This window comes from Arthrobacter sp. Bi83, from assembly GCF_918698095.1.
Classification (GTDB): Bacteria; Actinomycetota; Actinomycetes; order Actinomycetales; family Micrococcaceae; genus Arthrobacter.
The window spans coordinates 1-26,963 of the sequence record NZ_CAKKLY010000037.1 but is presented as its reverse complement, the minus strand read 5'-3'; the positions used below and the strand labels follow the sequence as shown (position 1 = coordinate 26,963).

The window sequence follows — 26,963 nt, the reverse complement described above, 5'->3', positions numbered from 1 at the left end:
GAAGTCGTCGCCCGGGCACCTATTGTATTCACACGGACACGGCGGTGTCCAAGATGTGGCGTCCTTCCCCATCCTGGATGGTGCTTAGTCAGGCCGACGGTCCCACGCCGGGTCCGGCGTGGGACTTCGGAAACTAATCACCGTTGTACCCGGGCACGGCCGGCCCGAAACGCCGTCCCCTCGAAGCACAGCCCTTCTAGAACAGCAAAGCGATGCCCCGTTCCCGGGTTGCCGGGGGCGGGGCGTCGCTTGGTTAATCGGCGATTCGCGAGTTCAGGGTTTCAAGGGTTTGAACAACCCGGCTCGTCACCAGTGGTGGGCAACGTCGATGACGAGCCGTGTGCCCGAGCCCGGTCCGGCGAGGGTGAAGACCTTGTACGGCAGCCGGGCGCGGACGCCGAGTCCAAGGGTGGTGTAGCCCTCGAAGCTGCCTGCCCAGGCCACCTGCCTGAAGGTCTGGTATCCGGATACGTTAGTCACCTCTGACCGGTTGGCCGGAATGAATGTGGCCTTCCCGGTGACGTTGTCGTAGGCCGGTGAATGGACGGTGACCTGAAGGAACGCGCCGCCCCTCAGCTTGACGGGCAGGCCGGAGCCGTCCTGGACCACCTTGGAGACGTAGCGGACGTTGTAGCCTCCCGCTTTCCCCTTAATATCGATCACCATCCGGTCGAAGCAGTAATGCTGCCCCGTCCGAACGTTGGTTACTGCTGCGGTGCTCATGGCCTGGTTGGTTTTTGCCAACGAGCCCCAGACGAGTCCGCAATACGAGGCCGCGGAGGCGGACCCCGGAACAAGAAGGCCTAGTCCGACAGCCATAAGGATAGCTGTCAGCCAAGCATAGATTTTTTTCATTTTGGCCACCCCCTCGAGTGATTGGATAGCTCAAGCGTAGGAGTGCCGGAACCCCAAAACGAGGGTTGTATCCGGTTCGGGGCGGAACCGTTAGTCTCCTCGGCAACCGATTACGGGAACGTGATTCCAGGCTCGGAATTGGGGCGTTTGAGAGCTGTTCGTGCCGCTACCTCCATATTCCTGTTACCGCTGATAACGGCCGATATCAGCGGAAGCGGAAGCAGTATTTTCCGGCCGGTCCGCCACGTCCGGCAGATCGGCTGTGCGGGCGGAAAGGGCACAAAAAAGCGAGGCGCCAGCTTCCCTGTTGGGCTGCCGGCGTCTCGCGTTGCTTTGCTGTGAAGAGCGCGCGCCTAAGGGCAGTATTAGCCTTCGCAGTCGCGGCAGTACTTCATGCCGTTCTTTTCGCGTGCGACCTGGGACCGGTGACGGACCAGGAAGCAGGAGGAGCACGTGAATTCATCGGACTGCTCGGGAACAACAATGACCGTCAGTTCTTCGCCGGAGAGATCTGCGCCCGGAAGGTCAATGCCTTCAGCGGTGTCGTTCTCGTCGACGTCGATAACAGCGGTCTGGGCGCCGCCGCCGCGGGACGCCTGAAGGGCCTCCAGCGATTCGGAGGGAGACTCTTCTTCTGTCTTGCGTGGGGCGTCGTAATCGGTAGCCATGTGGTTGTTCACTTTCGTTGCTGCGCAGCGCCATTTCAGGCACCTCAGTGAAGCAGTTTAGGTCATTATGCAGCAAATGGAAGACTAGTGTGTGCGACGCGACATCTATCGCCGATGTGAGGCTATTCCGCGGCCGCCCGCACGGCGGTTTCATGGGCCCTGCGGGCGTGGTCCCCGGACACGGCAATGCCGCTCAGGGCAGGCAGCCAGGCCCAGCGCGTCACCTCGCGCAGGGCGTCGGTGGCTTGCTCCGCGGTGCTGGGCTGGGCGGGGAACAATGCGTCAACGATGCTGTCGCGGATCCTGGCCATGGCTTCAAAGGTCATGCTGCCAAGCTAGGCACCCATTGTTGTGGAAACGTTTCGGCGGAGTCTCCGCGGGGTAAATCCCTGGGGCCGGATGGAAAACCGGGAGTCATCAGGCTGAGCTTGCCTCGATACTGGCGGGCCGCCGTCGACGGTTCTAGCCTAGAGATGGACTCGGCTCTGCCCGCCCAGCCCAACACCGGAACCCACTGCGGAGGCACCAGATGGCCACGAAACTGAACCGCAAGGCATTGGAACTCGCCCGCGAGCTCGTAAAACAGGGGAAGGTGCAGCAGGACGTCCGCGATGACTGGAGCGAACACGCGCCGTCCACCGATGATGAAAACGCGTTCATCGACAAGCACGGGTTTGCTGAATTCTCGAAGTGGCACCTCGGCATTGACAAGGAACAATCCGAGGGGACCAAGGGAAGCGTCAGCTTTCCGTTCGGCGACTTCAAGAAGGTCCACCGCTGCGCGGTCATTTCGCTCGAGAGTCGTGCGGCGCAGCATGATCACGAGGACATCCGCAAAGCGGCAAAGGATCTGCTGGAGGAAATCGACGCGGAGTAGCTTCCGCTTGCATGTTCAGGCCAGCTTCCGTTTCCCCCTCCAGGAGGAGGGGGAAAGACAGGTTCGAGCCCACTCCCTCCCCCAGCGCGGCGGCCCACTCGCCTCCTCATCCATCAACGGCCATGTCCCTTACCCAATGACCGGAATCTGGACACCCGAGGCGAGTTCCGCCGTCGTGCGTTGAAGAACGTCACTCACAACGCAACCTCATAATTATTTACGCCCGCCAGGTCGCGGCCGGCGATGTAACCGAACGTCAGCGCCGGGCCAAGGTTGATGCCGCCCGCCGGGTAGTGGCCACCCATGACGTTGGCTTGGTCATTGCCTGCGACGTACAGACCGTCGATGGGCTCGCCGTCGTTGTTGAGCGCCCGGCCAAGGCCGTCGGTGTCCAGGCCCGCGAACGTCCCGAAGCTGCCCGGCACTACGCGCACCGCATAGAACGGGCCCTTCTCGATAGGCCCCAGCGTGGGGTTGGGCTGGTTGCCGGCGTCGCCGCCGTAGCGGTTGAAGGCCGTCTCGCCACGGCCGAAATCAGGATCGACGCCGGAACGGGCGTGCGTGTTGAACGTCGCCACGGTTTCGCGCAGCCCGGCAGGATCGACGCCGCATTTCCTCGCCAGTTCCTCCAGCGTCTGCCCCTTGATCAGGTATCCGGAGCGCAGGTACGGGAAGAGCGGAACTGGCAGCGGCTTGGCCATGCCCAGCGGGAACTTGCGAACAAACCGGCTGTCAGCGATCTGCCAGGACTCCACGGTTTCACCCTCGGGCGTTGCTGCCAGAAGCGCCTCGACGTAGTCGTGGTAGCCGTTGGCCTCGTTCACGAACCGCTTCCCGTCTGCGCGGACGCCGATGCTGCCCGGCTTGGCGCGGTCCATGATGTGCGGGAACACGCCGGTCCTGCCGTTGCCGTATGGCACCAGCGACACCGGGCACCACGCCGCCGCCGACTTCACTGTTTTGAACCGGGCTCCCACGGCCTGGGCCAGGTTGATGCCATCACCGGTGGTCTCCCCCGGAGCGAGGGTCCAGTGCTCCCGGCCGGTAGGCGTTTTGGGGAACAGCTCCTTGCGCCGCTGCACGTTGTTGGGGAAGCCGCCCGAGGCGAGCACGACGCCGCGGGCAGTGTTGATCTGCAGCTCACCTTCAGAAGAATGTACGACGGCGCCCGTCACCTTTCCCCTCTCATCGGTAAGCAACGCTGTGGCACGCGTGGAGACGCGCAGATCGACGCCAAGATCGTCCGCGGATTTCATGAGCCTGCCGGTCAGGGCCGTGCCGTTGACCAGCTGCATGTTGCGGCGATGCATCAGCAAATCCAGCAGGTGGAAGCCGAAGCGCCAGCCCGCGTGGAAGATTCCGTGGAGATTGCCTTGCGACGCCGAAAGGAATTTGGAAAGGTCCGGTCCGGCCATGATGCCCATGCCCAGGAAGGAGGTTTCGTAGAGCTGGTGGCGCATTTTGGCTCGCAGGCCGGGCTTGATGTTGCGTGCATTGAAAGGCTTCGGGCCCACGGAGCGGTTGCCTCTTCCGGCGCCGGGAAGCTTGCCGTAAATGTCGTTGATCCGGCTGCCGGGGACAAACTGCAGGGAGGTCTTTTTGTGGAAGAAGTCCACCATGTGCGGAGCGGATTCGAGAAACGCGTCCACCTTTTCGGCTTGGTAGTCATCGCCAAGGACCTCGCGGAGATAGGTTCGGAACGTTTCCTTGTCCTCGTTGACGCCTTCCGCCTTCGCCAACGGGTTGCCCGGCGCCCAGGCCCAACCGCCGGACCACGATGTTGCGCCGCCGCAGACTGGAGCCTTCTCCACGACGATGACTTTCAGTCCGTGATAGGCCGCGGTCACAGCTGCGGACAGGCCGCCAGCGCCGGAGCCTACTACCAGGACATCGCAGTCCAGGATCCGGCGGGGGCTTGCAGTGGTGTTCAATTCTCGCTCCAACTAAGTGTTGTGGTGTCCTGGACGGCGCTGTTCAGGGTGGAATCGGCGGCTGCCTTGAGGTGTCTGGCCCACGCCAGTTCGCCCATGGCCGCCACCCGGCTGTCCGAGGGCGTTTCGACGCTGATGGGGGTACCCTCCGGGAACGCCGAGATCAAGGCTGCGAGATCAAAGTCGCCTTCCCCTGGAACACCGCGCTCTGAACGGGACTCGGCCACGAGTCCGTCCCTGTTGGCAGGTGCATTCGCTGGGCCGTCGCAGAGTTGGACCAATGGAACGACGTCCGCGGCTGCTCCCAGTTCCGCCAAGGTGCCGCCGAAACGGTTGAAGTGGAGGGCATCCACAACCACCTTGCAGCCGGCTCGGCGGGCCAACAAGGCTGCTTGGGGAATCGAGCGGACGGCTTGGTAGGCGATTGGCTCCAGCGCAGGCATGATGCCGTAAGCCTTGCCGTCCTGGGTCATCTGCGCGAGGTGGTCCCCGAATCTGTCCATGTCCGGATCCGAGCAAGCGACTGTCAGTGTGGAAGCCCCCAGCGCTTGGCCGGCCTCCATCATCTGCAACCAGGCGTTGCGTTGATCCTTGCCGTTCTGCAGGCCCGTTCCATCCAGGAGCAGGAACTCGATGTCTTCAACCGTGATTCCTGTGTCCTCCATTCTCACCAAGGTTTCCTGGAGCATGGGCGACCCCGGCTGGAGGTTGTAGGGCCGCTCCATTGCCGTGACGGGCCTGACCCGTGCACCGATGAAATCGAAGCGGGCCTCCGCTGCGATGGTGACCAGGTCCGGCGGCGCTGTGCCCACGAGGCATAGCTGTGCGAGGCCTAGGCGTCGGGCTTGTGCTGTCACTTGCGGGCTCCGTTCGGGGTGGGGTTGTTGCTGGCGTTCGTGACGGGGGCCAATGCGGCTGCGATCCTTTGCGCTGCGTCGTAGCCACTCTTAACGGCGTTGGACACGATGGCGGGATTCTGATCGACGACGCTTCCCGCAAGTGCCACGGGAAAGCCGGCTTCGCGGCCCAGTTCGGCCTCGCGCTCGGTGAGCGTGGGCGTTGCGTCAAGTGGCAGCACCGAACGCGAGACCAACAGATCACCGGGCGCATCGATCCATTCGTCTGCAAGTCCCGTCCGGCTGACCCGTACCCGGCCGCCGTCGAATTCCTCGATGGTGCTGGACAGGAAGATCCGCACCCGCGGGTTTGACTCCAGCCGCGGCAGGGCAAGAATCTTGGCACGGCGCCCGGACTCCGGAGCCAACGCTGCCTGCGGACCGACGATCAAGACAGCCGTGCCTTTGGCCGCGAGGGTGTCAGCCACGGACATGGCCACCGAATCTGCGCCCCAGATCGTCACGGCGGTCGGCACGGACGGTGACGTCCCGGCGTCGAGGATCTCCGGATGGGCCGCGAGCCAGTCCCGAATGTCGCTGACGCTCGGTGAGTCACCGCCTTCGACATCAGGGAAGTCGAACTCCATCGCCGGCCGGCGCCCACCGGTGGCAATCACCACGGCGTCGGCGCCGAAATCTCGGGCCAGCCTGCCGGCGTCGGACGTGTCAATGTGCGCTCCGACGCGGACCTCCACGCCCAAGCGGGCGTTTTCCGAACCCGACCAATCGGCGAAACGGTGGAAGTCCGGCGTGGACTTCATGCGTTCGGCGAGGGTGAACTGCCCACCGGGCCGCGCGCCGTCGTCGATCAACGTCACGCGGGCACCGGCCTCGGCGAGTTCGCGGGCGGCGGTGAGGCCCGCAGGTCCGGCACCGACCACCAGCACGCTGGAGTCGGAGCGGACGGTGGGCGTGGGCACGGTCACGCGGGAGCGGCCGACGGCAGGGTTGACGGTGCAGGTGACCTGGCCGAGGCCGAGGTTGTCGATGCAGACATTGCACGCGATGCAGGGACGGTAGCGTTCGCCGCGCAGCACGCCGCCCACGAACGCCGGATCGGCGTGGATGGCGCGGGCCAGGCTGACGAAATCGCAGGTTCCTTCGCTGAGGACTTCCTCAATGACCTGCGGGCTGTTGAGGCGCCCGGCCATGCCCAGCGGAAGTCCGAACTGGCGGTAGGCCTTGGCGTAGTCGGACAGGACTCCGGGCTTCCACTCCCCCGACTGCACAATCCATTCGCCGGCGTCGTAACTGCCTGCGGAAAGGTCCAGGAAGTCGAGCTTGTCCAAGTCGGCCTTGGCGACGATGGCCACTTGCTGCTCGGCGTTGATGCCATCGGCGGGGCCTTCCACCACGGAAACGCGCATGCCCAGGATCGTGTCCGGCACGGCCTCGCGGACGGCGTCGATCACGAGGTTCATGAACAACTCCGGCGCTGCGAACTCGTCCGTGCGGTGGTTGGAAATCGGCGACATGAACTGGTGAATCAGGTACCCGTGGGCGCCGTGCAGGTTGATGACGTCGAAGCCGGCTGCCACTGCGCGGCGAGCCGCCTGCGCGTAAGCCTCCACGAGTTCGTAGCACTCGGCGGCGGTGAGTTCCTGTGGAACTTCACCACCCGCCGTCGCGCATGACACCGGCGATGGCGCCACATTCCTGAGTCCGGACACCGAGGACTGCGCGGTGCGGCCGCCGTGATTAAGTTCGACGGCGGCAAGCGCGCCTTCGGCGTGCAGGGCATCGGTGAGGCGGCGGAGACCGGGAATCATGTCATCCGTATGCAGGCCCAGTTGGTGGGTGCGGCCTTTGCCGTCGGCCCGTATATAAGTGGCTTCGGTGGTCACCATGCCGAGGCCGGCCTTGGCCCTGGTCACCAGGTAGTCGATGTATTGCTCGGTGATGTAACCGTCCGTGGTGCCGTAATTGCGCTCCATCGGCGCCGAGGCGAGGCGGTTGCGTAGCGTCTTCGGGATCCGGCCGTTGCGGCCAAGGGTCAGGGGGCGCTCCGCGAAGCGTGAGTTGGCAACCATCGCTTAACCTTCCACCTTCTGGCCCACCCGCAGTTCCGGGATGCTCGTATGAGCGGCGTGGACCGGCGCGAAGCGAACGGGCTCGCCGGTGCGGGAGGACTCATAGACGGCCAGCAGGATCCGCAGGGACTTGAGTGCGTCCTTGCCCGTGATGGCAGGTTCGGTTCCGGTCTCCAAGGCACGGACAAAGTCCTTGACCTGAAGGGTGTGGAATGGAACCAGCTGGCCGTTGATGGCAGACAGATCGACGTTGGGCTCCGCCCCTTCCGGGTGGACAGGCTCGACGACGATCTTCTCGCCTACCGCCCACAGGTCCAGGCGGCCATCGCTTCCTTCAGGGAATTCCGTGAGGGAAGCCGAGGCTCCCGTTTCCCCCGTGATGCGGAGCTGGATGCCGAGGTTTGGCGATACCGCGGTGGAGGCCTCAAGCGTAGCCATGGCCCCGGACGTAAAAGTGATCACCGCCGTCGCGGAATCCTCTACCTCTATGTAGTCGCCGTGGCGGTAGGTGTTGACCTTGCCGTAGACCTCGGCCACGTCACCCAGGTACCACTGCAGAAGGTCGATCTGGTGGACGGCTTGGGACATCAGGACCCCGCCGCCGTCGTTCTCCCAGGTCCCGCGCCAGGCGTCGCGGTTGTAGTACTCGGGTGCCCGGTGCAGCATGACCGAGCACTGGGCCAATATGGCACGGCCCAGCGTGCCGTCGTCGATCGCGGCGCGGATCTTCTGCGAGGCGGGCCAGAAGCGACGCTGGAACAGCACCCCGAGTTGGACTCCGGCTTCCTCGCACGCGGCCACCATGCGTTCGGCGGATTCCAGCTTTGTGGCGATGGGCTTCTCGCAGAGGGCATGGACGCCGGCTGCTGCCGCTTTCAGGACTACTTCTTCGTGCGTCGGATGCGGCGTGCAGACGGAGACGATGTCCAGGTCCAGGGTTAGGAGTTCATCCACGGTAGTCACTGCGTTGGGCACGGCCCACGCTTCAGCCGCGGCCAGTGCGCGGTCTGGATCCACGTCGCAGACTCCGACGATCTGGACGTTCTCCAGAGCACGGAACGCCGCCAGGTGGTTGCGGGAAATGGCGCCGCAACCCGCGATTCCAACGCGGAAGGTGCGGGGCGCTGCTGCTGACGAGGTCATGGGGTATCCAACTTTCGAGGCATTGGGTCGTTGTTTCGTGTGGTCCTGGCTGGGCGGCAGGTGGGTGCCGCCCAGCCTTCGGTGGCTAGCGCCGCGGCTTTCCCAGTTCTTCGAGGGGAACGTTGTAGGTCTCGCGGGCCGTCATGATGGCGATAGCCGAGGCCACCAGGCAAAGGATGGTGAAGCCGGCCACCGGCATCCAGCCGTCGTGTCCGGGCTGTGCAAGAAGCGTTGCGATGGCGGGTGCGAAGCCAGCCAGGATCAGACCGATCTGGCTACCGATCGCCATACCGGAATAGCGGACCGCCGCCGGGAACATCTCGGGGAAGAAGACCGTCCACACGCCATTCCAGCAGGAGTAGAAGACGGTCATGTTCAGGAAGCCGAAGAGGAATATCAGTGCGATGTTGTGCTCGCTGATGGCCCAGAAGTAACCGATGGTGGTCGCGGCGCAACCAACGGCTCCGACCAGGAGGACTTTCTTGCGGCCGATCCGGTCGGAGATGACGCCTGCCATGGGAATGGTGACCATGGACAGGCCGACCGTCACGGCGTTGACGGTGAGCATCAGGGTGCGGTCAATGCCGATTGCGGGGCCGGTGGCGTACGCCAGTGCGTAGACCGTGAAGGTGGTTTGCATGACGGAGAACAGCATGACCACGCCGACCCGCAGTACGTCGCGCCACTGGGTCTTGAGGACCACGGCCGCCGGGACGGACTTGGGCTTACCGTCTTCGACGATTTCTTCGAAGACAGGCGGCTCGTCCAGCCGCGTGCGGATCCAGTACGCCACGGCGAGGACCACTACGGAGAGCCAGAATGGCACGCGCCAACCCCAGCTGAGGAGTTGATCTTCCGGAAGTGCGGCGAGGGGGATGAAGACGATGGTGGACAGCACCATTCCGGAGGCGTACCCGGTCATCACAAAGCTCGTGAAGAAGGCGCGGCGGCCCTCGGGTGAGTGCTCCATGGTGAGGGTTGATGCCCCGGCGGACTCAGCGCCTGCGGAGAATCCCTGGGCCAGGCGGCCTACCAGCAGAAGCGCTGTCGCCCAGTAGCCCATCTGCCCGTAGGTCGGCAGGAAACCGATGCCGATGGAAGCGACGCCCATGATGACCAGCGTGATCATGAGTGCCTGCTTTCGGCCGATCCTGTCGCCGAAGTGGCTCATGACGACGCCACCGAGGGGCCTGGCCAAGTAGCCGACGCCGAACGTCGCCATGGCTCCGAGGAGCGCGACCACGGGATCTCCGCCAGGGAAAAAGACCTTCGGGAAGATCAGCGCGGCAGCGGTGCCGTAGATGAAGAAGTCGTAGTACTCCAGGGTGGACCCCAGGAAGGAGGCGAGCGCCGCCTTCTTGGGCATTTTGACGTGTTCCCCCGGCGCTGCCGGGTTGTGAACATCCGAGGGCGAGTGCTGCTGCACGGGTCCCATACTGTCTCCTCATTGAGTGCGCCGGTGGTGGCACCGCCATGGTGCCTTGCCCGGCCAAGAATTGGGGTGAGTTGTTATCGCCAGCCAGTGCTTTGTTGTGCAGCCCATTCGGCAGTCGTTGATGACGACTGCGGGATGTGTGCTCCAGATCACAAGCGATCTTTCCTCTGAAAACGACTGTAGGGCTGCCGTCACACAGCGCGGGGAAACTTCCCGTTCAACGGGACGATGTGCTTTCCAGCCACGGGCGGGAGCCATACGGACGGCGCTCAGCACCCATGGTGCGTGATAGGCCGCGTCCCGCGGCCACCAATACCGGGAGGATGACCTGGGGGTCCTCGTGCAGGGTGGGAAGCACGACGGCAATCGCACCGATCACAGTGTTGCCCTCGCCGAAAACCGGGACTGCATAGGCGGTGTTCTCCGGCACCAGCACTCCGGCCATGCGGACGTAGCCGCGCTCGCGGATCAGGGCCAGATGCGCCCGGATCCGCACCGGATCGGTTTCCGTGGCGGCCGTGGTTTTCTCCAGCGGTCCGGTGAGGAAGCGCTCCTGCACGGCGCGGGGCATGTGCGCCATCATGGCCATGCCCGGCGTCGTGTTGTGGATGCCGAGCCTGCCGGCCACGGCGGCGAGATTGGTTGCGGTGCCGTGCTGGTCCAGCTGCTCGAGGTACAGCACCGTGCCGGATTCGACGTCGGGGATCGCAAGCGCGACCTGCTCGCGGACGGCGGCGTGGACGCCTTCCAGGAACGGCAGGCCGCGGCGGCGGAACTCTTCGAGGGGGTTACTCCGGGACGCCAGTTCCCACATCTTCATCCCGACGCCGAACTCCCCGGCCTCGTTGCGCTCCAGTAGCCCGCTCACGGCCAAATCCGTGGCCAGACGATGCACTGTGCTGCTGGACATTCCGGTGATCCGGACCATCTCCCGCAAGGGAAGCCACGGTTGGCCCTTGGAAAAGGCCTCCATGATCTTCACGACCCGCTCGATGACGGATTCCCCCGACGCCGAGTTTGCCATGATGCCTCCATCGAACTTCCGGAGCCCGGCCTTCCCGGCCCCAAAACCCAATATAGCCTTGCACTGAACACCAGGACCGTGCAGCTGGGACATGCAGGCCGGACCCCGAGAACCTAGGAGCGAAAGTGGAACTGCGGCAGATTGAGGCCTTCCTGGCCGTGGCCGAAGAGTTGCACTTCGGGCGGGCGGCAGAGCGGCTCAGGATAGCGCAGTCACCCCTGAGCCAGACCATCCGGAAGCTCGAAAGGGACCTGGGCGCGCCGCTGTTTGAACGCAACACCCGGTCCGTCACCCTGACCACGGCGGGGCACTCATTGCTGCCGCACGCCCGAAAGATCCTCGAAGAAGTCGACCTGGCGCGCAGATCGATCCAGGCGGAAAGCGGAACGGTCTACGGGAAGCTCGCCATCGGCTTTTCCGGCGCTCTGAACCACACCACTCTTCCAGCCCTGACGCGGGCACTGCGCCAGCACTACCCCCAGCTCGACGTGTCCCTGCATGGCGGTTTGCTCACCCAGGAAGCCCTGCAACAACTGATCCACGGCGCATTGGACCTTGCCTTCATCGGCCTGCCCATCGACGCACCCACGCTGGCCACCCGCAGAATCGCCACTGAGCGCCTTGGAGCTACCGTGCCGGCAGACCACCGGCTTGCCGGGAGGGAATCGGTGGAGGTAGCGGAGTTAGCCGGGGATCCATTCGTCACCATGCCCGCGGCTCAGGGTTCCACCCTCCGGGAGGTCACGTTCGCCGCCTGTGCTGCCGCCGGATTCCGACCAAGGATCAGCCAGGAAGTCGCAGATCCCTACACCGCGCTTTCACTGGTTGCCGGCGGGATCGGCATCAGCCTCATGCCGGAATCCATCGAAGGAATCATGCCCGCAGGCACGGTCTTTCTGCCACTGTCCGGGGATGAAGTCCTGCTCTTTTCGGGGCTCGCCTGGAACCCCGGCGCAATGTCCCCGGCCCTGCTGGCGGCCCTTAACCTGGCCGAAGAGGTGCTGCCCACGCCCGCGGAGTGATCCGACTATGTGCAATTTTCACATAGTCAATGACGTATTAAGTATTGGACAAGTCCTAATTCGTTGCCCAGCATTGAGGAAAGCCCAACCACCCACTCAATGAAGAGGACAACTCCATGCCCACTTTCGCCGTCACCTACGCGTACTCCTACTCCAGTTCCGCCGAGCGGGACGTGGCCCGGCCCGGGCACGTCGAATTTCTTAAGGCCCAATTCGAGACCGGCCGGCTCCTCAAGAGCGGCCCCTTCGGCTCCGAGGAAGCTCCCGGCGCCCTGCTGATCATCGCCGGGGATTCCAAGGCGGATGTCGAGTCGCTCATGGACCAGGACCCGTTCCAGCAGGCAGGCCTCATCGAGGAACGCACAGTGCGCCAGTGGAACATCTTCTTTGGCGTCGACGCTGGCCGGACCGCCTTGAACACAGTGCAGAACTGAGGCCCGGGATGCTGTCCGCGCTCACGGCTTCGAAAGAGATCATCGACTTCCAGGAATCAGCTGAACCCGCCCTCGAATCAGGGCACGCCCTGGTCCGGATCCACAACGTCACGCTTTGCGGCACCGACCTCCACATTTGGGAGGACGACTACCCCACAGAGCTGCCCATCATCCAAGGCCACGAGTTCTCCGGCATCGTCGAGGCCATAGGCCCAAACCAAGCCGTAGCCCCCGGCGAAGCCCGCATCAATATAGGCGACAGGGTTGCCGTCAACCCCATGATCTACTGCGGTGCATGCCAACCCTGCCTCACGGGCAGGTACAACGTCTGCCAAAACGTCGGCTGCCTCGGTTGCTACTCGGACGGAGCACTCGTGGAGCTGATAACAGTTCCGCTGGACAAACTGTGTCCCGTGCCCGACGAACTGCCCCTGGACATCGCCGCCATGGGAGAGCCCACATCCATCGCCATCCAGGCAGTCAACCGCGGCCGGCCCGTTGCCGGTGAAGTTGCGCTGGTGCTGGGAAGTGGACCCATCGGACTGCTCGCCACGCTTTACCTGACGGAGTTGGGCGTCCACGTGGTATGCGCCGATAGGGAGCAGCACCGCTTGGATCTCGCCGTCCAATTCGGAGCTGCCGACACCTTGCTGGTGACGCCAGGCGGCGATTTCCCTGACGCCGAACAGGTGCCTCGGCTGGACGCGCTGACTGGCGGCTACGGTCCGCAGCTGGTCATCGAAGCCACGGGCGTGCCGTCCTCCCTTGAGAACGCCATCAGGCTTGTTGCCAGCGCCGGGAGGATCGTCCAAGTCGGCATCTCCCCGCGCCAAGCCTCCGTCTCCATGAAAGACATCCCCTATAAGGAACTGGACTTGATGGGAAGCCGCATGAGCCTGAACCTCATCCCGGACGGACTGGCATTGCTGGCACGCCACCCGGAACAGGCCCGGGCTCTCATGACCCACCGCTTCGCGTTCGCAGACCTTCAACAGGCGTTCCGACTGATGCAGGGGCGCACGGAGAAGATCGGCAAGATCCTCATCCAGATGCCCGCAGGAAGCGTCACATGAGTACCTCAATCCTCACTCGACCCGAAAAGCTCGCCAGCGAGTACGACGTCGTGGTTATCGGCAGCGGGGCCGCAGGTCTGGTTGCTGCGGTCCGCGCCGCCGATGCCGGCCTGAGCGTCCTTGTCGTCGAAAAGGCCGCCCTTCTGGGCGGGACGACAGCCGCCGGTGGCGGCGTGATGTGGGCGCCGAACAACCACCTCGCCAAAGCCGCGGGGTACCAGGACAGCCATGCCGACGGCGTTGCCTACCTTTCAGAGGCGGCCGGCCACGTGATGGCGGCTGAGGAAATCGACTGGTACGTGGGCATTGCGCCCCGGGCCGTGGACTACCTCAACCGCAACACCAAAGTGTCCATGACTCCGATCGCCCGCCCGGACTATCACATGGAGTGGAAAGGTTCCGCGAACGGCGGCCGGGGCTTGGACAACAACGCTTTCGATCCCCAGGACTACCCGGGGTTGTCGGAACTGATCCGGCAGTCCTCCTACTTCCCGCTGCTCACCATGACCGAGCGGGACGAACTCAACGGCCGCGCCGCAGACCCGTCGCTCCTGGAGCATCGGGCTTCCACCGGGATACGGACCATGGGAGGAGCGCTGGTCGGGAGCCTGCTTGCGAGCACCCTGGACCGCGATGTGCAGATCGCGGTATCTACTCCCGTGCAGGAGCTGCAGCCCGCCGATGCCGGATGGAAGGTGAGCCTTGGCGGTGCCGCGGCCGGCGCGCACGTGGCCGCGACCGCCGTCGTACTGGCCTCCGGCGGGTTCGAATGGAATTCGAGGCTCCGCAACGCTTTCCTGCCTTTCCCGGTGACGCCGATCAGTGCGCCGTCGAACGAGGGCGACGGTTTGGAGCTCGGGCTGAAGGCCGGCGCGGCTGTGGAGGACATGTCAGCCGTGTGGGGCGTTCCGGTGATTTCGACGGCGGCCCATCAGTACGACGGGCAGCGGTCCGGCCGGATGGGCAACGTCGAAATGACGCTGCCCGGCTCGATCACGGTGAACAGCGACGGGAAGCGCTTCGTGAACGAGGCCCTTAACTATCACGATGCCAGCAGGGTCTTCGCCTCCATCAACCCGCACACCGGCAGGCAACAGAACAGTCCCGCGTGGCTGGTTTTCGACTCCCATTACCTGGCCAAGTACCCGGTGGCGGGGTCGACGCCGGGTAAGCCCGCTGAGTGGATGGCGTCCGCTCCTAGTGTCGAGCTCTTGGCTTCGGAGGCGGGCATCAACCCGGCCGGGCTGGTTTCGACCGTCACAAAGTTCAACGCGGATGCGGCCCTTGGCATGGACACGGAGTTCGGGCGGGGCGCAACACCGCAGGACCGGTTCCTCGGTGACGCCGGAAACACGCCAAACCCCTGCCTGGCACCGCTGGCTGCAGGACCGTTCTACGCCGTTCCCATCCACGCCGGCGTACTGGGGACCTCGGGCGGGCTGGCCACGGACTTCAACGGCCGCGTGCTGGATCGCCGCCAGCAACCCATCCCGGGACTCTACGCCGCCGGCAACGTCTCGGCCGGCGTCTTCCGCAACAACTACCCGGGCGGCGGCGCCACCCTCGGCTCGGCGATCACTCGGGCCTTCGCGGTTGGCGAGGATCTGGCGGCCCGGCTGTCGCCGACAAGCTGAAAAGGTGACGAAACGCCCGACGGTAACTGCCCCCATGGGGCGCTTAGATCACTAAACGACACGCTCCGGACTAAAAGCGAAGGTAAGCGCCACGTTCAATCCCCCGAAGGATTCGAACCGGGGATCCCTCCGAGTGAAGGCTGTAATCCTCCCGCGCCGGGCCGCCTACGGAACGAAAGCCGCAAAGCCACAATGAGAGCCTCCTGTCGGATTCGAACCGACGACCCCCGCTTTACAAGAGCGGTGCTCTGGCCAACTGAGCTAAGGAGGCGCGCCCGTCAGGGCGTGCGCCACAACGGCGCTAGACAAGGTTAGCCCACGGACTGCCCGCAGGTAAAAACGGCGGTGGCCCGCTTCCCGGAAGAATCCGGGAACGGGCCACCGCCGTAAAGCCTGGCTGGCGCGGGCTAGGCCTTGGCCTTGATGGCTGCGTCGACGAAGGCCGGGAATTCTGTCTGGGCGCTGTCTCCCTTGCCCCACTGCTTGCCGTCCACCAGGACGGTGGGGGTGCCGGTGACGCCCAGGACCGCGGCTTCCTGGGTGGTGTACTTCACCCAGGGGCGGTAGGTCTTCTCTTCGACGCACTTGTCGATGCTCTTCGCGCCCACTTCGGTGGCCATCTTCTTCAGCTCATCGTCGGACAGCCCCGCGCTGCCCTCGGCAGGCTGCTTGTCGAACAGGGCGTTGACGTAGTCCGAGTACTTCTCCGGGGACTCGTTGACAACACAGGCCGCGGCGTTCGCTGCACGGGAGGAGTAGTTGGTGGTGGACCGGCTGTCCAGGAACCCCATGGCGCGGTATTCCACGGTGATCTTGCCTTCGTCGCGAAGCTTCGTGAGGGTCTCGTTGTACGTTGCTTCGAAGTTCTTGCAGACGGGGCAGATGAAGTCGATGTAGAGCACCACCTTCACCGGCTTGCCGGCCTCAGCCTCGGCTCCGGGGGCCTTGACCGTGGCGGGAGCCGATGCGGGGGCTTCCGGAAGGTCCGTGATGTTCACGGTCGCGGGATCGGACTTGGCGACCTCGGAGCCCTTGAGCAGGGTGATGCCGCCATGGGCGTTTCCGTTGGCCGGCGTAGGGCCCTGGTCCGCTACGGGCGCATTACTCCGGAGGCTTGAGCTGACGATGATCGCCACGACTGCAAGGATGGCGACCACCACAACAACGATGCCCCATCCGATGAGCAACTTGTTCCGCTTGTCCTTCTTCAGCTGCTCTTCACGGATCTGGCGGGCTTTCTCGCGGGCCTCTGCCGTGCGTTCTGCTTTGGACATGCGGGGTTCGTTTGCGGGGCTCATTAGTTCCTCGTGTCGATCGGACAGGTGCGGACCACCCAGGGGCAACTCTCCCATTTTAGGGGGAAACCCCGGAGCTTGCGCTTTCAAGTATTCCTTCAGCCTGCCCAACGGACGAATAGCCCGGAAGATTCCGGCCCGTTAGGGTTGGCTTAGAGCCACAAGCAACCCCAGGGGGCGCAATGCAAGGACCTGACAGCGACAAACCGAATACGGGAACGGACGGCGGGGCTACGTCTGCAGACAGCTCCCACGCCACAACGTACGACTTCATGGTGGTGTCCAACCGCCTGCCAGTGGACCGCTGCGCCCCGGGAGAGCACGGAGACGACGGCTCCGGCTGGCGCCGTTCGCCCGGCGGCCTGGTGACCGCGCTCGCTCCGATGATGACCAAGACCGACGGCGCGTGGGTCGGCTGGCACGGCGCCCCCGACGAAACGGTCAAGCCGTTCAGCCACGGCGGCATGGACCTGGTCCCGGTCCAGCTGAGCAACGATGACGTTGAGCTGTATTACGAGGGCTTCTCCAACGCCACCCTCTGGCCGCTTTACCACGATGTCATCGCCCCGCCGGAGTTTCACAGAACCTGGTGGGAGTCTTACCGGAAGGTCAACAGAAGGTTCGCCGACGCCGTCGTGCGCCATGCCGACCACGGCGCAACAGTGTGGGTCCAGGATTACCAGCTCCAGCTCGTGCCGCGGATGCTGCGCGAGGCCCGGCCCGACCTGCGGATCGGATTCTTCAACCACATCCCCTTCCCCCCGCCCGAGATCTTCGCCCAGCTCCCCTGGCGCCACGCCATCATCGATGGGCTGCTGGGCGCCGACCTCGTGGGCTTCCAGCGCAGCAGCGACGCCGGCAACTTCATGCGCTCGGCCCGCCGGTTCCTCGGCGCCAGCGTCAAGCAGCAGCAGGTCCACGTCAAGGGCGCCGACGGCGGCATCACCCATATCGCCCGCGCCCAGGCCTTCCCCATCTCGATCGACGTCCGGCAGATCACGGAACTGGCAAGAAAACCGGAAATCATTGAACGGTCGCGCCAGATCCGCCAGGACCTCGGCAATCCCAAGACCATCCTGCTGGGGGTCGACCGCCTCGACTACACCAAGGGCATCCGGCACCGGCTCAAAGCCTACGAAGAGCTACTCAAGGAGGGAAAGCTCAACGTTGGCGATGCAACGCTGATCCAGGTGGCCAGCCCGAGCCGCGAGCGCGTGGAGCAGTACCGCCTGCTGCGCGAAGAGGTGGAGGGCACCGTGGGCCACATCAACGGAACCTACGACACCATCGAGAACACGGCCGTGCGCTACCTGCACCACAGCTACCCCATTGAAGAGATGGTGGCGCTCTATCTGGCAGCGGACGTCATGCTGGTCACGGCCTTGCGCGACGGCATGAATCTCGTGGCCAAGGAATATGTCACTGCGCGGACCAACAACGACGGCGCGCTGGTCCTCAGCGAATTCGCGGGCGCAGCAGACCAGCTCAAGCAGGCGCTGCTTATGAACCCGCACGACATCGACGGGCTCAAGGACACTGTCATGCGGGCCGTAGGGATGTCTCCCAAAGAATCGGCCCGCCGCATGCGTTCCATGCGCAAACAGATCCTCGACCACGACGTCGACCATTGGTCCGCCGAGTTCCTGCACGCCCTTAACGAAAAGGTGGTCCGCGATGACTCCTGAGGCAGACCCCGCCCGCGCCCGTGAAAGCACCCCGCTGACGCTCCCGCCGGAGCTGCTGGAGGCCGTCCGGCGCATCGCCGGCACTGAACACCTGCTGGTCGCCATGGACTTCGACGGCACCATCTCGCCGCTCGTGGACCACGCGGGCGACGCGCGCCCGCTGCCCCGTTCCGCGGCCGCCTTCGCGGAGCTCGCTGTCCTTCCGCGCACGACGACGGCACTCATCTCGGGGAGGGCCCTCGACAGCCTGCGGGCGGTCGCCTCACCCCCCGAAGAGACTCTGCTGATCGGCAGCCACGGAGCCGAGGCCTGGCTCGGCCCGGGTTCGGCGCCCCTCACCCTGGAGCCCGAACAGCGGGAACTCCTGGCTGAGGTCCGCAGCATTCTGGAAGGCATCGTGGAGCTCGCCCCCGGCACACTCCTGGAGGACAAGCCCGCGGGCGTCGTCCTCCACACGAGACTGGCCGCGGATGACGTGGCCGAAGACGCGGTTTCCGCCGCCCGCGCGGCACTAAAGGAGCGCAAGGGACTTTATCTCAAGAACGGAAAGAGGGTTCTTGAAACGTCAGTGGTCCACGCCTCGAAGGGCGAGGGCGTCGACTTCCTCAGGCAGGCCTCAGGCGCCACGGCCGTGATATTCGCCGGCGACGACACCACTGACGAAGACGCCTTCGGACGCCTCACGCCGGGTGACGTGGGTGTCAAAGTGGGCCTCGATTTCACACAGGCCCAGTTCCGCGTCGAGGCGCCCGTGCACGTCGCCGAACTGCTGGAAGCCCTGCTGCGGGAGCGGCGCAAGACCGTGGAAGTGCCATCCTGATCCGGCCCGCGTGTGGCATCTCACGTGTGAGCTCCGTAACATTTGCAACCATTCGGGATAAATCTGACATACTCTCTATGTGATGTGGCGCACAGGAACCGTGCGGCGTCACGCTATACTCCTCGGCTTAGGCCGGGGAGTACATAAAGCAGTACATAACTGAATTACATGAACCATTCACTACGGATCGTCCGGCACGTACCTGCCGGTGAAGGGATTGATAACTGTGGCTACAGTTACTTTTGATAACGCTACGCGTCTGTACCCGGGCACAGAGAAGCCCGCTGTTGACAAGCTCAACATCGAAATCGCTGATGGCGAATTTCTGGTCCTCGTAGGACCCTCCGGCTGCGGCAAGTCCACTTCCCTGCGAATGCTCGCAGGCCTCGAAGATGTGAACGCCGGCCGTATCCTCATTGGCGACCGCGATGTCACCGACGTTCCGCCGAAGGACCGCGACATCGCGATGGTTTTCCAGAACTACGCCCTGTACCCCCACATGACCGTGGCGGACAACATGGGCTTCGCTCTGAAGATCGCAGGCGTCAGCAAGGAAGAGCGCGCCGAGCGCGTCCGCGAAGCTGCCAAGCTCCTGGACCTCGAGCCGTACCTGGACCGCAAGCCGAAGGCCCTTTCCGGCGGTCAGCGCCAGCGTGTTGCCATGGGCCGTGCTATCGTCCGTAACCCGCAGGTCTTCCTCATGGATGAGCCGCTGTCCAACCTGGACGCCAAGCTCCGTGTCCAGACCCGCACCCAGATTGCGTCCCTGACGCGCCGACTGGGCGTCACCACCGTGTACGTGACCCACGACCAGGTGGAAGCTATGACCATGGGCGACCGCGTCGCCGTGCTCAAAGACGGCCTGCTGATGCAGGTGGACACCCCGCGCAACCTCTACGACAAGCCCAAGAACGTCTTCGTTGCCGGCTTCATCGGCTCCCCCGCCATGAACCTGCTGGAACTCCCCGTCGTCGACGGCGGCGTCCAGTTCGGCGGAACCGTCTACCCGGTTCCCCGCGATGTCCTCGAAGAGGCACACGGCGCCACTGTCACCCTGGGTTCACGCCCCGAGGACCTCGAGCAGGTCGCTGCAGGTGAAGGTCTTCAGGTTGAGGTTGACGTCGTCGAAGAACTCGGCGCCGATGCCTACGTCTACGGTCACACCACGCTGGACGGCAAGAGCCACGACATCGTGGCCCGTGTCGACGGCCGCCGGCCCCCGATGAAGGGTGAGTCCATCTACGTTCGCCCGCAGTCCGGACACGTACACCTGTTCGACACCAAGACCGGCCTGCGCCTGGGCGACTAGTCCCCACCGGCGGTTGAGCCTGTCGAAACCGCCAGAGCATCTCCGGAATAAGCAACCGACGGCGGCCCTCCCAACCGGAAGGGCCGCCGTCGGGCGTTAAGCACCGGCACCCTGACTCTGTTTAGGCACGCCGACCCTACGTACGGAAGAATTGAGCCATGACCGAGGAATACAGCGCCCAGTGGCATGACGAACCCACCGACTACGGGCAGATCGGCAAGCTGCCGCGGTTCGAAGCCGCCAGTGCGAACGATGAAAAAGCGTCCTTGGTCTCCAGTTCCCTGAATATCACTGCGGCCGCCGCGGATCCGGAACTGCTGGACCTGCCGTGGCACATTGCGCTCGAAGACTGGCCGACCGAGAACCTGGCCGCCCTCCCCCGCGGCATCTCGCGGCACATCGTGCGCTTCGCACACCTGGGCGGGTCCGTCATCGCCATCAAGGAAACCTCCGAACACGTTGCCCGCCACGAGTACCACATGCTCCGGAAGCTGGCCCGGCTGGATGTCCCTTGTGTGGAACCCGTCGCCGTCATCACCGGCCGCACCACCCCGGACGGCAGGCCCCTTAACCCTGTACTCGTCACACGCCACCTCAAGTTCTCCATGCCGTACCGCGCTCTCTTCTCCCAGATGCTGCGCAAGGACACCCTGACCCGGCTCATCGACGCGCAGGCCCTGCTGATGGTTCGGCTGCACCTCATCGGCTTCTACTGGGGCGACGTCTCGCTTTCCAACACCCTGTTCCGCCGGGATGCCGGCGCCTTTGCCGCGTACCTCGTGGACGCGGAAACCGGCGAACTCTATCCGGACCTCTCCACCGGCCAACGGGAGTATGACCTGGAGATTGCCCGCGTGAACATCGCCGGCGAGCTCATGGACCTCCTCGACGGCGGCCTGATCGAGGAGAAGGTGGACCCGGTGGCCACGAGCGAGCTCATCATGGAAAGCTACCGCCGCCTCTGGATGGAGCTGACCGAAAAGGAATCGTTCGAACTTGGCGAACGCTGGCGGGTGGGCGCCCGCATCCGGCGCCTCAACGAGCTGGGCTTCGACGTCGAGGAATACGCGATCAAGACCACCCAGAACGGCTCCACCATCCAGCTGCAGCCGAAGGTCGTGGACGCCGGCCACCATATGCGGCGCCTGTTGCGCCTCACCGGGCTGGATGCCCAGGAGAACCAGGCCCGCCGCCTGCTGAACGACATGGACTCGTTCCGCGCGGACAACAATCCGGAGATGGACGAGGAATACAGCGCGCACCTCTGGGTGAGCCAGATCTTCGAACCCATCGTGCGCTCGATCCCCCGCGACCTCTCAAGAAAACTGGAACCCGCCGAAGCCGTGCACGAAGTGCTCGAGCACCGCTGGTACATGTCCGAAAAACAGGAACGCCACATTCCGCTGGCCGAAGCGGTGCAGTCCTACATCGATTCCATCCTGCGCCACCGCCGGGATGAGGCAGCCATCATGCTCAACCCCGACACCGGGCTCCTGAAGATCCTGGAAGTGGAAACTGAAGAGTCCCGGTACGGCGACGAAGAATCCGTTGACGAGTACCCGGACTCAGACGACTGATCCTGAGCGCACGGCCAACGCGCCGCTGCCAGTGGCACGGCCGGTTGTGGCGCTGCTTATTGAGGCACTGCTTGTTGTGCCACTGCTTGTTATGGCACAGCTGCGTTAAATCGCTTTGCCCGGGTTCAGTATGCCTGCGGGGTCGAAGAGCTCTTTGACCCGTCGCTGCAGTTCACGGATGGGTTCCGGCTGCTCCAGGCTCAGCCAGCGCAGCTTGTACTGCCCGATGCCATGCTCCCCCGTGATGGTGCCGCCCATGTCCAGTGCAACCGCGATTGACGCATCCAGTGCCTTGTTCAGGCGTTGCATCGCATCAGCGTCCACAAGGTCATTCACGCGGTCCACCCAGAACGTGGGATGCAGGTTCCCGTCGCCGGCGTGGGCCACCACCTTGAGTTTCACTTCGTGGACCTCAGCCAGCGATTCGAGAGCTGCCACGTAGTCCACCAGCCGCGAACGGGGCACTGCCACGTCCTCGCCCACCCGGTACTGGTCGTCCACTTCGACGCCGCGGCTGTTGCGCCGCAGTTCCACCAGCTGCTCGGCTTCCTCGCTGGCTTCGGTGGTCACCACCGCGCCGCCCGCGGCAAGCACATCCCGCACGACGGCGGCCTCCGCCGCTGCCCCGAAGCCGTCGGTCTGGATCAGCAGGAGGGAGGCCCCCCTCGACGCCAGGTCCGAGCCGTGGATCTCATCCAGCTGCGTGAGCGACCCGCCGTCGAGCAGTTCCATGATGGCCGGCTGTACGCGGGCCCTGCCCACGGCTAGCACGCCGGCGGCTGCCTGCCGAAAGTCAGGGTAGAAGGCTGCGATAGTGTGCACCTCCCGCGGCAGGTACTTGAGCCGCACTGTTGCGCCCACCACGATCCCGAGCGTCCCCTCCGATCCGACGAACAACCCGGTGAGGTCGTAGCCTGCCACGCCCTTGAAGGTCTGGTGGCCGGTGCGGATGAGCGAACCGTCGGCGAGCACCACATCCAGCGCCAGCACAGAGTCGCGTGTCACTCCGTACTTGGCGCAACGCAGCCCGCCGGCGTTCGTGGCTACATTCCCGCCGATCGTGGACATCCTGAAACTCGCCGGGTCCGGCGCGAACATCAGGCCGTGTCTGGCGGCAGCATCGTTCAGGTCTGCGTTGACCACTCCCGGTTCCACGACGGCGGTCTCGTCGTCCGGGTTCAGGTCCAGTATCCGGTTCATCCGCTCGAGGCTCAGAACGACCGACCCCTCGGTGGCGTGGGCTCCTCCGGAGACCCCCGTTCCGGCACCCCGCGCCACAAGTGGAACCAGGTGCGCGGCGCAGCTCTTCACGGTTGCCTGTACGTCCGCCACCGACTCCGCAAAGACCACAGCGAGCGGCTGCTGATAGTCCAGCACCGGCGCCTGGTCCACCGCGTAGGCGGCCAGGACGGCCGGGTCCTGGACTACTTTTCCTGGCCCCAGGTTTGACGTGAGTTCGTCAGCAATGCTGCTCATTGGGTCTCCCGTTTCCGTCACACGTGCCTCCCAGTCTAGATGTCCGCCCAGTCCCGTGAGTTACGTCTCACCTATCGGAATGCAAGCGCTTCCAATCCAGTGAAGGTCCTGACGCTTCTACACGGGAGTATTACCGAAACTGTCAACCTACTACGCACTGGAAGCGCTTTCATTCCGACCTGCGCTGCCTCTAAACTTGCCCAATGTCTGTTGACTCATTACTGCATTCCCCTTCGCCGCTGGCCGGCTCCCTGACACCCGTCCACGCCGCTGACAATGCCCACGGCTGGTGGCGATCGGCCGTCATCTACCAGGTGTACCCGCGGTCCTTCCGGGACATGAACGGCGACGGGATCGGCGACCTCGCCGGCATCACGGCGGAACTGCCGCAGCTGGCCGAACTGGACATCGACGCGGTGTGGCTCTCACCCTTTTACCGCTCCCCCCAGCGCGACGCAGGCTATGACGTCAGTGACTACTGCGATGTGGACCCGCTGTTCGGCTCGCTCGGCGACTTCGACGGAATGGTGTCCGAGGCCAACCGGCTCGGCATCAGGGTGATCGTGGACCTGGTCCCCAACCACTGCTCTGACCAGCACCGCGATTTCCAGGCTGCGCTGGCCGCAGGGCCGGGCACCCCGCAGAGGGACATGTTCATCTTCCGGGACGGCACAGGCCCCGCGGGCGAGGAGCCGCCCAACAACTGGGAGTCGCACTTTGGAGGTCCGGCCTGGACACGGATCACCGAGCCGGACGGAACACCGGGGCAGTGGTACCTGCACCTCTTCGACTCTTCCCAGCCTGATTTCAACTGGGACAACCAGGCCGTCCACGACGAGTTTGAGCGCGTGCTGCGCTTCTGGCTGGACCGCGGCGTCTCCGGCTTCCGCGTGGACGTGGCCCACGCCTTGGTCAAGGCGCCCGGGCTTCCTGCTTGGGGCGGACGCGCCGACGGCACCAGCATCGATGGCTTCCCGGGGCATGCAGCCCCCATGTTCGGCCAGCCGGCCCTGCACGACATCTTCCGGAACTGGCGCCGCATCCTTGAAGAGTACGGCCCCGACCGCATCCTGTGCGCCGAGGCCAATGTAGAGCCGTTGTCCCGCCTGGCCGAGTGGGTCCGGCCGGACGAGATGCATCAGGCGTTCAACTTCCCCTACCTGCATGCCGGCTTGGACATCCACCGGCTGCGGCACGTCATCACCGAGTCTCTGACGTCGCTGGACGCCGTGGGCGCGCCCAGCACCTGGGTACTGTCCAACCACGACGTCGTGCGGCACGCCACCCGCTTCGGCTACTACTGGTCGTCACCGCGCGAAGGCGACGGAATCGGGCCCCAGGACCCCCAGCCGGATCACGACCTGGGCAGAACCCGGGCCGCAGCTGCCACCCTGTTCATGCTGGGCCTGCCTGGCGGTGCCTACATCTACCAGGGCGAGGAGCTTGGCCTTCCCGACGGCATCGACATCCCCGACCACCAGCGGCAGGATCCTACGTTCGCGCGGACCGGAGGCGCCCGGCTGGGCCGCGACGGTTGCCGCGTCCCGCTGCCGTGGCGTGCCTCCGAGCCGCACCACGGCTTTGGTTCCGGCCAGGACCCCTGGCTGCCGCAGCCGGCGAGCTTCGCCGAACTGGCCCGGGACGCCCAGGCCGGGGACCCGTCGTCGCACTTGAACCTGTACCGGCGCATGCTGGCGGTCCGCCGCGAACTCGGCCTCGGCCGCGGTTCACTGTCGTGGGCCGAAGAGTGGTGCACCGGCGCCTCGTTGGGTTTCCTCAACGGCAACATCCTGGTGGTCATGAATGTCGGCCAAGACGCCCTCGAACTGCCTGCGGGTGAAGTGCTGCTGCGCAGCTCCGCCAGGGACTACGGAACCGAGGGCTGGCATGGATTAGGCTCTGGAGAGACCGTTTGGTTGAGGATTTCAGCAGAGGATACGGAGAGCTAACAACATGGCCGGCATCAAGGACGTCGCGGAACGTGCCGGGCTCTCCATAGCCACCGTTTCGCGGGCCTTGAGCGGCAAGGGCAACGTGTCGCCGAAGAGCCGCGAACGTGCCCAGGCGGCGGCTTCCGATCTCGGTTTCGTGCCGTCTTACCAGGCTTCGAGCCTGGCCTCCGGCCGCAATTACAACATCGGGCTCGTGGTCCCCTCCGTCCACCGCTGGTACTTCTCGTCGGTGGTGGAGGGCGTTTCTGCGGCGCTGCTGGACGCCGGCTATGACCTGACGCTGTACAACGTCAGTGAGGGCTCAGCGCGCCGGCAGAGCGTCCTCAAGGACTTCCTGCTCCGCCAGCGCGTAGACGCCGTGATAGCCGTTTCGCTGGCCCTGACGGAGTCGGAGATCGGGCAGATGCTGGCTGTGCACCGGCCCATCGTGGGCATTGGCGGCCCGCTCCAGGGCGCCTCCACCATCCGGATCGACGACCACGGCCTGTCCGAAGCGGCGGTGAACCACCTCATCCGGCTGGGCCACTCCAGGATCGCGCATCTGACCGGAGATTCAGTCTATGAACAGGACTTCAAGATCCCGCGCACGCGGCTCGCAGGTTTTGAAATGGCCATGCGGGATGCAGGGCACGACGTCCGGCCGGAGTGGATTGCCACCGCTGATTTCACCATCCAGGGCGGCTACGCCACGGCTCGTCAGCTCCTCGGCAGCCCGTCTGAGCGTCCCACCGCGGTCTTCGCCGCTTCCGATGAAATGGCCATCGGCGCCATCCTCGCTGCCCGCGACTTCGGCCTCAGGGTCCCGGAAGATCTGTCCGTCATCGGTTTGGACGGGCACGAGCTCGGTGAACTCTTCGGTCTCACCACCATTGACCAGGATCCCCGCGGCCAGGGGGCGCTGGCGGTGCGCCTCTTGCTGGAGGGGCTCGACGGCGGCGCCGGCCGGCCGGCAGTCGATACCGAGTACCCCACGAAGTTCGTTATCCGGTCGAGTACCGCCGTACCGCCATCGATCAGCTAGCTGGCACGCCCATGAAGCGGGCAAACCTTGCGAGGACATCCGGCCAACCCTTGTCGTAGCTGGCGCGGGTCGCGGACGGGTCCTCCGCGCCCTCCCAGCCGTCATGGACCAGGCGCACCTCGGTGCCCCCATCCACGGCTCTGAACGCGACCCTCAGCTCCGTAGACCACAACGCTGTGGTTCCCGGATACCAGGACGCGTGGAACGACAACGGCGGCTGCCAATCATCGATGGTTCCCCACGAAGTGGTCTTGCCATCGTCCGCCGTCTCAAGGACGAGGTTTTCCTCAAACTCAACGTGCGACCCCGTACCGAAGACACTGTGCTCCTCCATGGGCCACCACAAATGCGTATGGTCCGTAAACCCCATGAAGGCCCGGGATACAGGTCCAGGCACAACCACGGTGCAGATCACCGGATCCAATTCGATGGAGGGATCAGGCTGATTGGCGCCGGGGCCGGCAGCGTGGCTGAAGAGGTTTTCCATGGGCACCAACTCTACAACCTCGAGACCGACAGGATCGCTGGTGCGGGCTGGTGGTTGAGCCCGTCGAAGCCCGAGCCGGGCTCTGGTTGTGCTCGCCGAAAATAGGGGCCGGTGCATGCGGTGGTGTGGTTGGTTTTCGGGTTAAAGAGCGAAGGCCCCGACATTTGCTGTCGGGGCCTTGGCCGTAAATAGTGTCCGGCGGTGACCTACTCTCCCACACCCTCCCGGGTGCAGTACCATCGGCGCTGTGGGTCTTAGCTTCCGGGTTCGGAATGGGACCGGGCGTTTCCCCCACGCTATGACCGCCGTAACCCTTGTA

The 26,963-nt window shown here is 64.6% G+C and carries 23 protein-coding genes, 1 tRNA gene and 1 rRNA gene; 11 read left to right on the top strand and 14 right to left on the bottom strand.

Annotated elements, in window-relative coordinates:
- Positions 1 to 306: 306 nt before the first annotated feature.
- The 3 genes from LQ144_RS16390 to LQ144_RS16380 all read right to left on the bottom strand — a co-directional run bounded on the left by LQ144_RS16390 (position 307) and on the right by LQ144_RS16380 (position 1,849).
- A complete protein-coding gene (locus tag LQ144_RS16390; protein ID WP_230119762.1) occupies positions 307 to 855 on the bottom strand; it encodes a hypothetical protein in 549 nt (182 codons plus the stop codon).
- Positions 856 to 1,220: 365 nt separating this feature from the next.
- Positions 1,221 to 1,523 (bottom strand): DUF4193 domain-containing protein, encoded by a 303-nt coding sequence (locus tag LQ144_RS16385; RefSeq protein WP_056627517.1) that lies wholly within the window; start codon positions 1,521 to 1,523, stop codon positions 1,221 to 1,223.
- 122 nt (positions 1,524 to 1,645) lie between these two features.
- Complete coding sequence (locus LQ144_RS16380; protein ID WP_230119761.1) at positions 1,646 to 1,849, bottom strand: hypothetical protein; 204 nt, start codon at positions 1,847 to 1,849, stop codon at positions 1,646 to 1,648.
- 203 nt (positions 1,850 to 2,052) lie between these two features.
- Between LQ144_RS16380 and LQ144_RS16375 the strand changes: the two genes are divergently transcribed.
- Complete coding sequence (locus tag LQ144_RS16375; RefSeq protein WP_230119760.1) at positions 2,053 to 2,400, top strand: hypothetical protein; 348 nt, start codon at positions 2,053 to 2,055, stop codon at positions 2,398 to 2,400.
- A 194-nt stretch (positions 2,401 to 2,594) separates the two neighbouring features.
- Here LQ144_RS16375 and LQ144_RS16370 read toward each other — a convergent pair whose 3' ends face one another.
- From LQ144_RS16370 to LQ144_RS16345, 6 genes are all read right to left on the bottom strand, one after another.
- Positions 2,595 to 4,331, bottom strand: a complete 1,737-nt coding sequence (locus LQ144_RS16370; RefSeq protein ID WP_230119759.1) for an FAD-dependent oxidoreductase — start codon at positions 4,329 to 4,331, stop codon at positions 2,595 to 2,597.
- Positions 4,328 to 5,188 (bottom strand): TIM barrel protein, encoded by an 861-nt coding sequence (locus LQ144_RS16365; RefSeq protein WP_230119758.1) that lies wholly within the window; start codon positions 5,186 to 5,188, stop codon positions 4,328 to 4,330. The genes LQ144_RS16370 and LQ144_RS16365 overlap by 4 nt, the downstream gene beginning before the upstream one ends.
- Positions 5,185 to 7,257 (bottom strand): FAD-dependent oxidoreductase, encoded by a 2,073-nt coding sequence (locus LQ144_RS16360; RefSeq protein ID WP_230119757.1) that lies wholly within the window; start codon positions 7,255 to 7,257, stop codon positions 5,185 to 5,187. Before LQ144_RS16360 ends, LQ144_RS16365 begins: the two co-directional genes overlap by 4 nt.
- Before the next feature lie 3 nt (positions 7,258 to 7,260).
- On the bottom strand, positions 7,261 to 8,400 hold the full coding sequence (locus tag LQ144_RS16355) for a Gfo/Idh/MocA family oxidoreductase (protein WP_230119756.1): 1,140 nt from the start codon (positions 8,398 to 8,400) through the stop codon (positions 7,261 to 7,263).
- Between the two features lie 85 nt (positions 8,401 to 8,485).
- Positions 8,486 to 9,835 carry an MFS transporter gene (locus LQ144_RS16350; RefSeq protein WP_230119755.1) on the bottom strand — a complete coding sequence of 450 codons (1,350 nt, stop codon included), beginning with the start codon at positions 9,833 to 9,835 and terminating at the stop codon, positions 8,486 to 8,488.
- Positions 9,836 to 10,052: 217 nt separating this feature from the next.
- Positions 10,053 to 10,859, bottom strand: coding sequence for an IclR family transcriptional regulator (locus LQ144_RS16345; RefSeq protein ID WP_230119754.1), 807 nt, complete (start codon positions 10,857 to 10,859; stop codon positions 10,053 to 10,055).
- A gap of 125 nt (positions 10,860 to 10,984) precedes the next feature.
- Here LQ144_RS16345 and LQ144_RS16340 point away from each other — a divergent pair, with 125 nt between their 5' ends.
- The 4 genes from LQ144_RS16340 to LQ144_RS16325 all read left to right on the top strand — a co-directional run bounded on the left by LQ144_RS16340 (position 10,985) and on the right by LQ144_RS16325 (position 15,022).
- A complete protein-coding gene (locus tag LQ144_RS16340) occupies positions 10,985 to 11,881 on the top strand; it encodes a LysR family transcriptional regulator (protein WP_230119753.1) in 897 nt (298 codons plus the stop codon).
- A gap of 116 nt (positions 11,882 to 11,997) precedes the next feature.
- Complete coding sequence (locus LQ144_RS16335) at positions 11,998 to 12,315, top strand: YciI family protein (protein WP_230119752.1); 318 nt, start codon at positions 11,998 to 12,000, stop codon at positions 12,313 to 12,315.
- Positions 12,255 to 13,388, top strand: coding sequence for an alcohol dehydrogenase catalytic domain-containing protein (locus tag LQ144_RS16330; protein ID WP_230119751.1), 1,134 nt, complete (start codon positions 12,255 to 12,257; stop codon positions 13,386 to 13,388). Before LQ144_RS16335 ends, LQ144_RS16330 begins: the two co-directional genes overlap by 61 nt.
- Positions 13,385 to 15,022 carry an FAD-dependent oxidoreductase gene (locus LQ144_RS16325; RefSeq protein WP_230119750.1) on the top strand — a complete coding sequence of 546 codons (1,638 nt, stop codon included), beginning with the start codon at positions 13,385 to 13,387 and terminating at the stop codon, positions 15,020 to 15,022. The genes LQ144_RS16330 and LQ144_RS16325 overlap by 4 nt, the downstream gene beginning before the upstream one ends.
- Before the next feature lie 197 nt (positions 15,023 to 15,219).
- Here LQ144_RS16325 and LQ144_RS16320 read toward each other — a convergent pair.
- A tRNA-Thr gene (locus tag LQ144_RS16320) sits at positions 15,220 to 15,293 on the bottom strand.
- Between the two features lie 136 nt (positions 15,294 to 15,429).
- Positions 15,430 to 16,320 carry a DsbA family protein gene (locus LQ144_RS16315; RefSeq protein ID WP_230119749.1) on the bottom strand — a complete coding sequence of 297 codons (891 nt, stop codon included), beginning with the start codon at positions 16,318 to 16,320 and terminating at the stop codon, positions 15,430 to 15,432.
- Between the two features lie 179 nt (positions 16,321 to 16,499).
- Here LQ144_RS16315 and LQ144_RS16310 point away from each other — a divergent pair, with 179 nt between their 5' ends.
- The 4 genes from LQ144_RS16310 to LQ144_RS16295 all read left to right on the top strand — a co-directional run bounded on the left by LQ144_RS16310 (position 16,500) and on the right by LQ144_RS16295 (position 21,708).
- Positions 16,500 to 18,002, top strand: a complete 1,503-nt coding sequence (locus LQ144_RS16310; RefSeq protein ID WP_290369781.1) for a trehalose-6-phosphate synthase — start codon at positions 16,500 to 16,502, stop codon at positions 18,000 to 18,002.
- Complete coding sequence (otsB, locus tag LQ144_RS16305) at positions 17,992 to 18,822, top strand: trehalose-phosphatase (protein ID WP_230119748.1); 831 nt, start codon at positions 17,992 to 17,994, stop codon at positions 18,820 to 18,822. Before LQ144_RS16310 ends, otsB begins: the two co-directional genes overlap by 11 nt.
- A 226-nt stretch (positions 18,823 to 19,048) precedes the next feature.
- Positions 19,049 to 20,131, top strand: coding sequence for a sn-glycerol-3-phosphate ABC transporter ATP-binding protein UgpC (gene ugpC, locus LQ144_RS16300; protein ID WP_230119747.1), 1,083 nt, complete (start codon positions 19,049 to 19,051; stop codon positions 20,129 to 20,131).
- A gap of 158 nt (positions 20,132 to 20,289) precedes the next feature.
- On the top strand, positions 20,290 to 21,708 hold the full coding sequence (locus LQ144_RS16295) for a DUF4032 domain-containing protein (RefSeq protein WP_230119746.1): 1,419 nt from the start codon (positions 20,290 to 20,292) through the stop codon (positions 21,706 to 21,708).
- 105 nt (positions 21,709 to 21,813) lie between these two features.
- On the opposite strand, the gene LQ144_RS16290 is transcribed toward LQ144_RS16295, so the two are convergent.
- On the bottom strand, positions 21,814 to 23,184 hold the full coding sequence (locus LQ144_RS16290) for an FAD-linked oxidase C-terminal domain-containing protein (RefSeq protein WP_230119745.1): 1,371 nt from the start codon (positions 23,182 to 23,184) through the stop codon (positions 21,814 to 21,816).
- A 203-nt stretch (positions 23,185 to 23,387) separates the two neighbouring features.
- Here LQ144_RS16290 and LQ144_RS16285 point away from each other — a divergent pair, with 203 nt between their 5' ends.
- Together LQ144_RS16285 and LQ144_RS16280 are read left to right on the top strand one after the other, a co-directional pair.
- Positions 23,388 to 25,133: a glycoside hydrolase family 13 protein gene (locus tag LQ144_RS16285; protein WP_230119744.1), complete on the top strand. Its 1,746-nt coding sequence runs from the start codon at positions 23,388 to 23,390 to the stop codon at positions 25,131 to 25,133.
- 4 nt (positions 25,134 to 25,137) lie between these two features.
- A complete protein-coding gene (locus LQ144_RS16280) occupies positions 25,138 to 26,157 on the top strand; it encodes a LacI family DNA-binding transcriptional regulator (RefSeq protein ID WP_230119743.1) in 1,020 nt (339 codons plus the stop codon).
- Here the strand turns inward: LQ144_RS16280 and LQ144_RS16275 are convergent.
- Together LQ144_RS16275 and rrf are read right to left on the bottom strand one after the other, a co-directional pair.
- The gene (locus LQ144_RS16275) at positions 26,150 to 26,644 is read right to left on the bottom strand and encodes an SRPBCC domain-containing protein (protein ID WP_230119742.1); all 495 of its coding nucleotides are present in this window, start codon (positions 26,642 to 26,644) and stop codon (positions 26,150 to 26,152) included. The genes LQ144_RS16280 and LQ144_RS16275 overlap by 8 nt on opposite strands.
- 193 nt (positions 26,645 to 26,837) lie before the next feature.
- Positions 26,838 to 26,954 (bottom strand): 5S ribosomal RNA (gene rrf, locus LQ144_RS16270).
- Positions 26,955 to 26,963 lie beyond the last annotated feature (9 nt).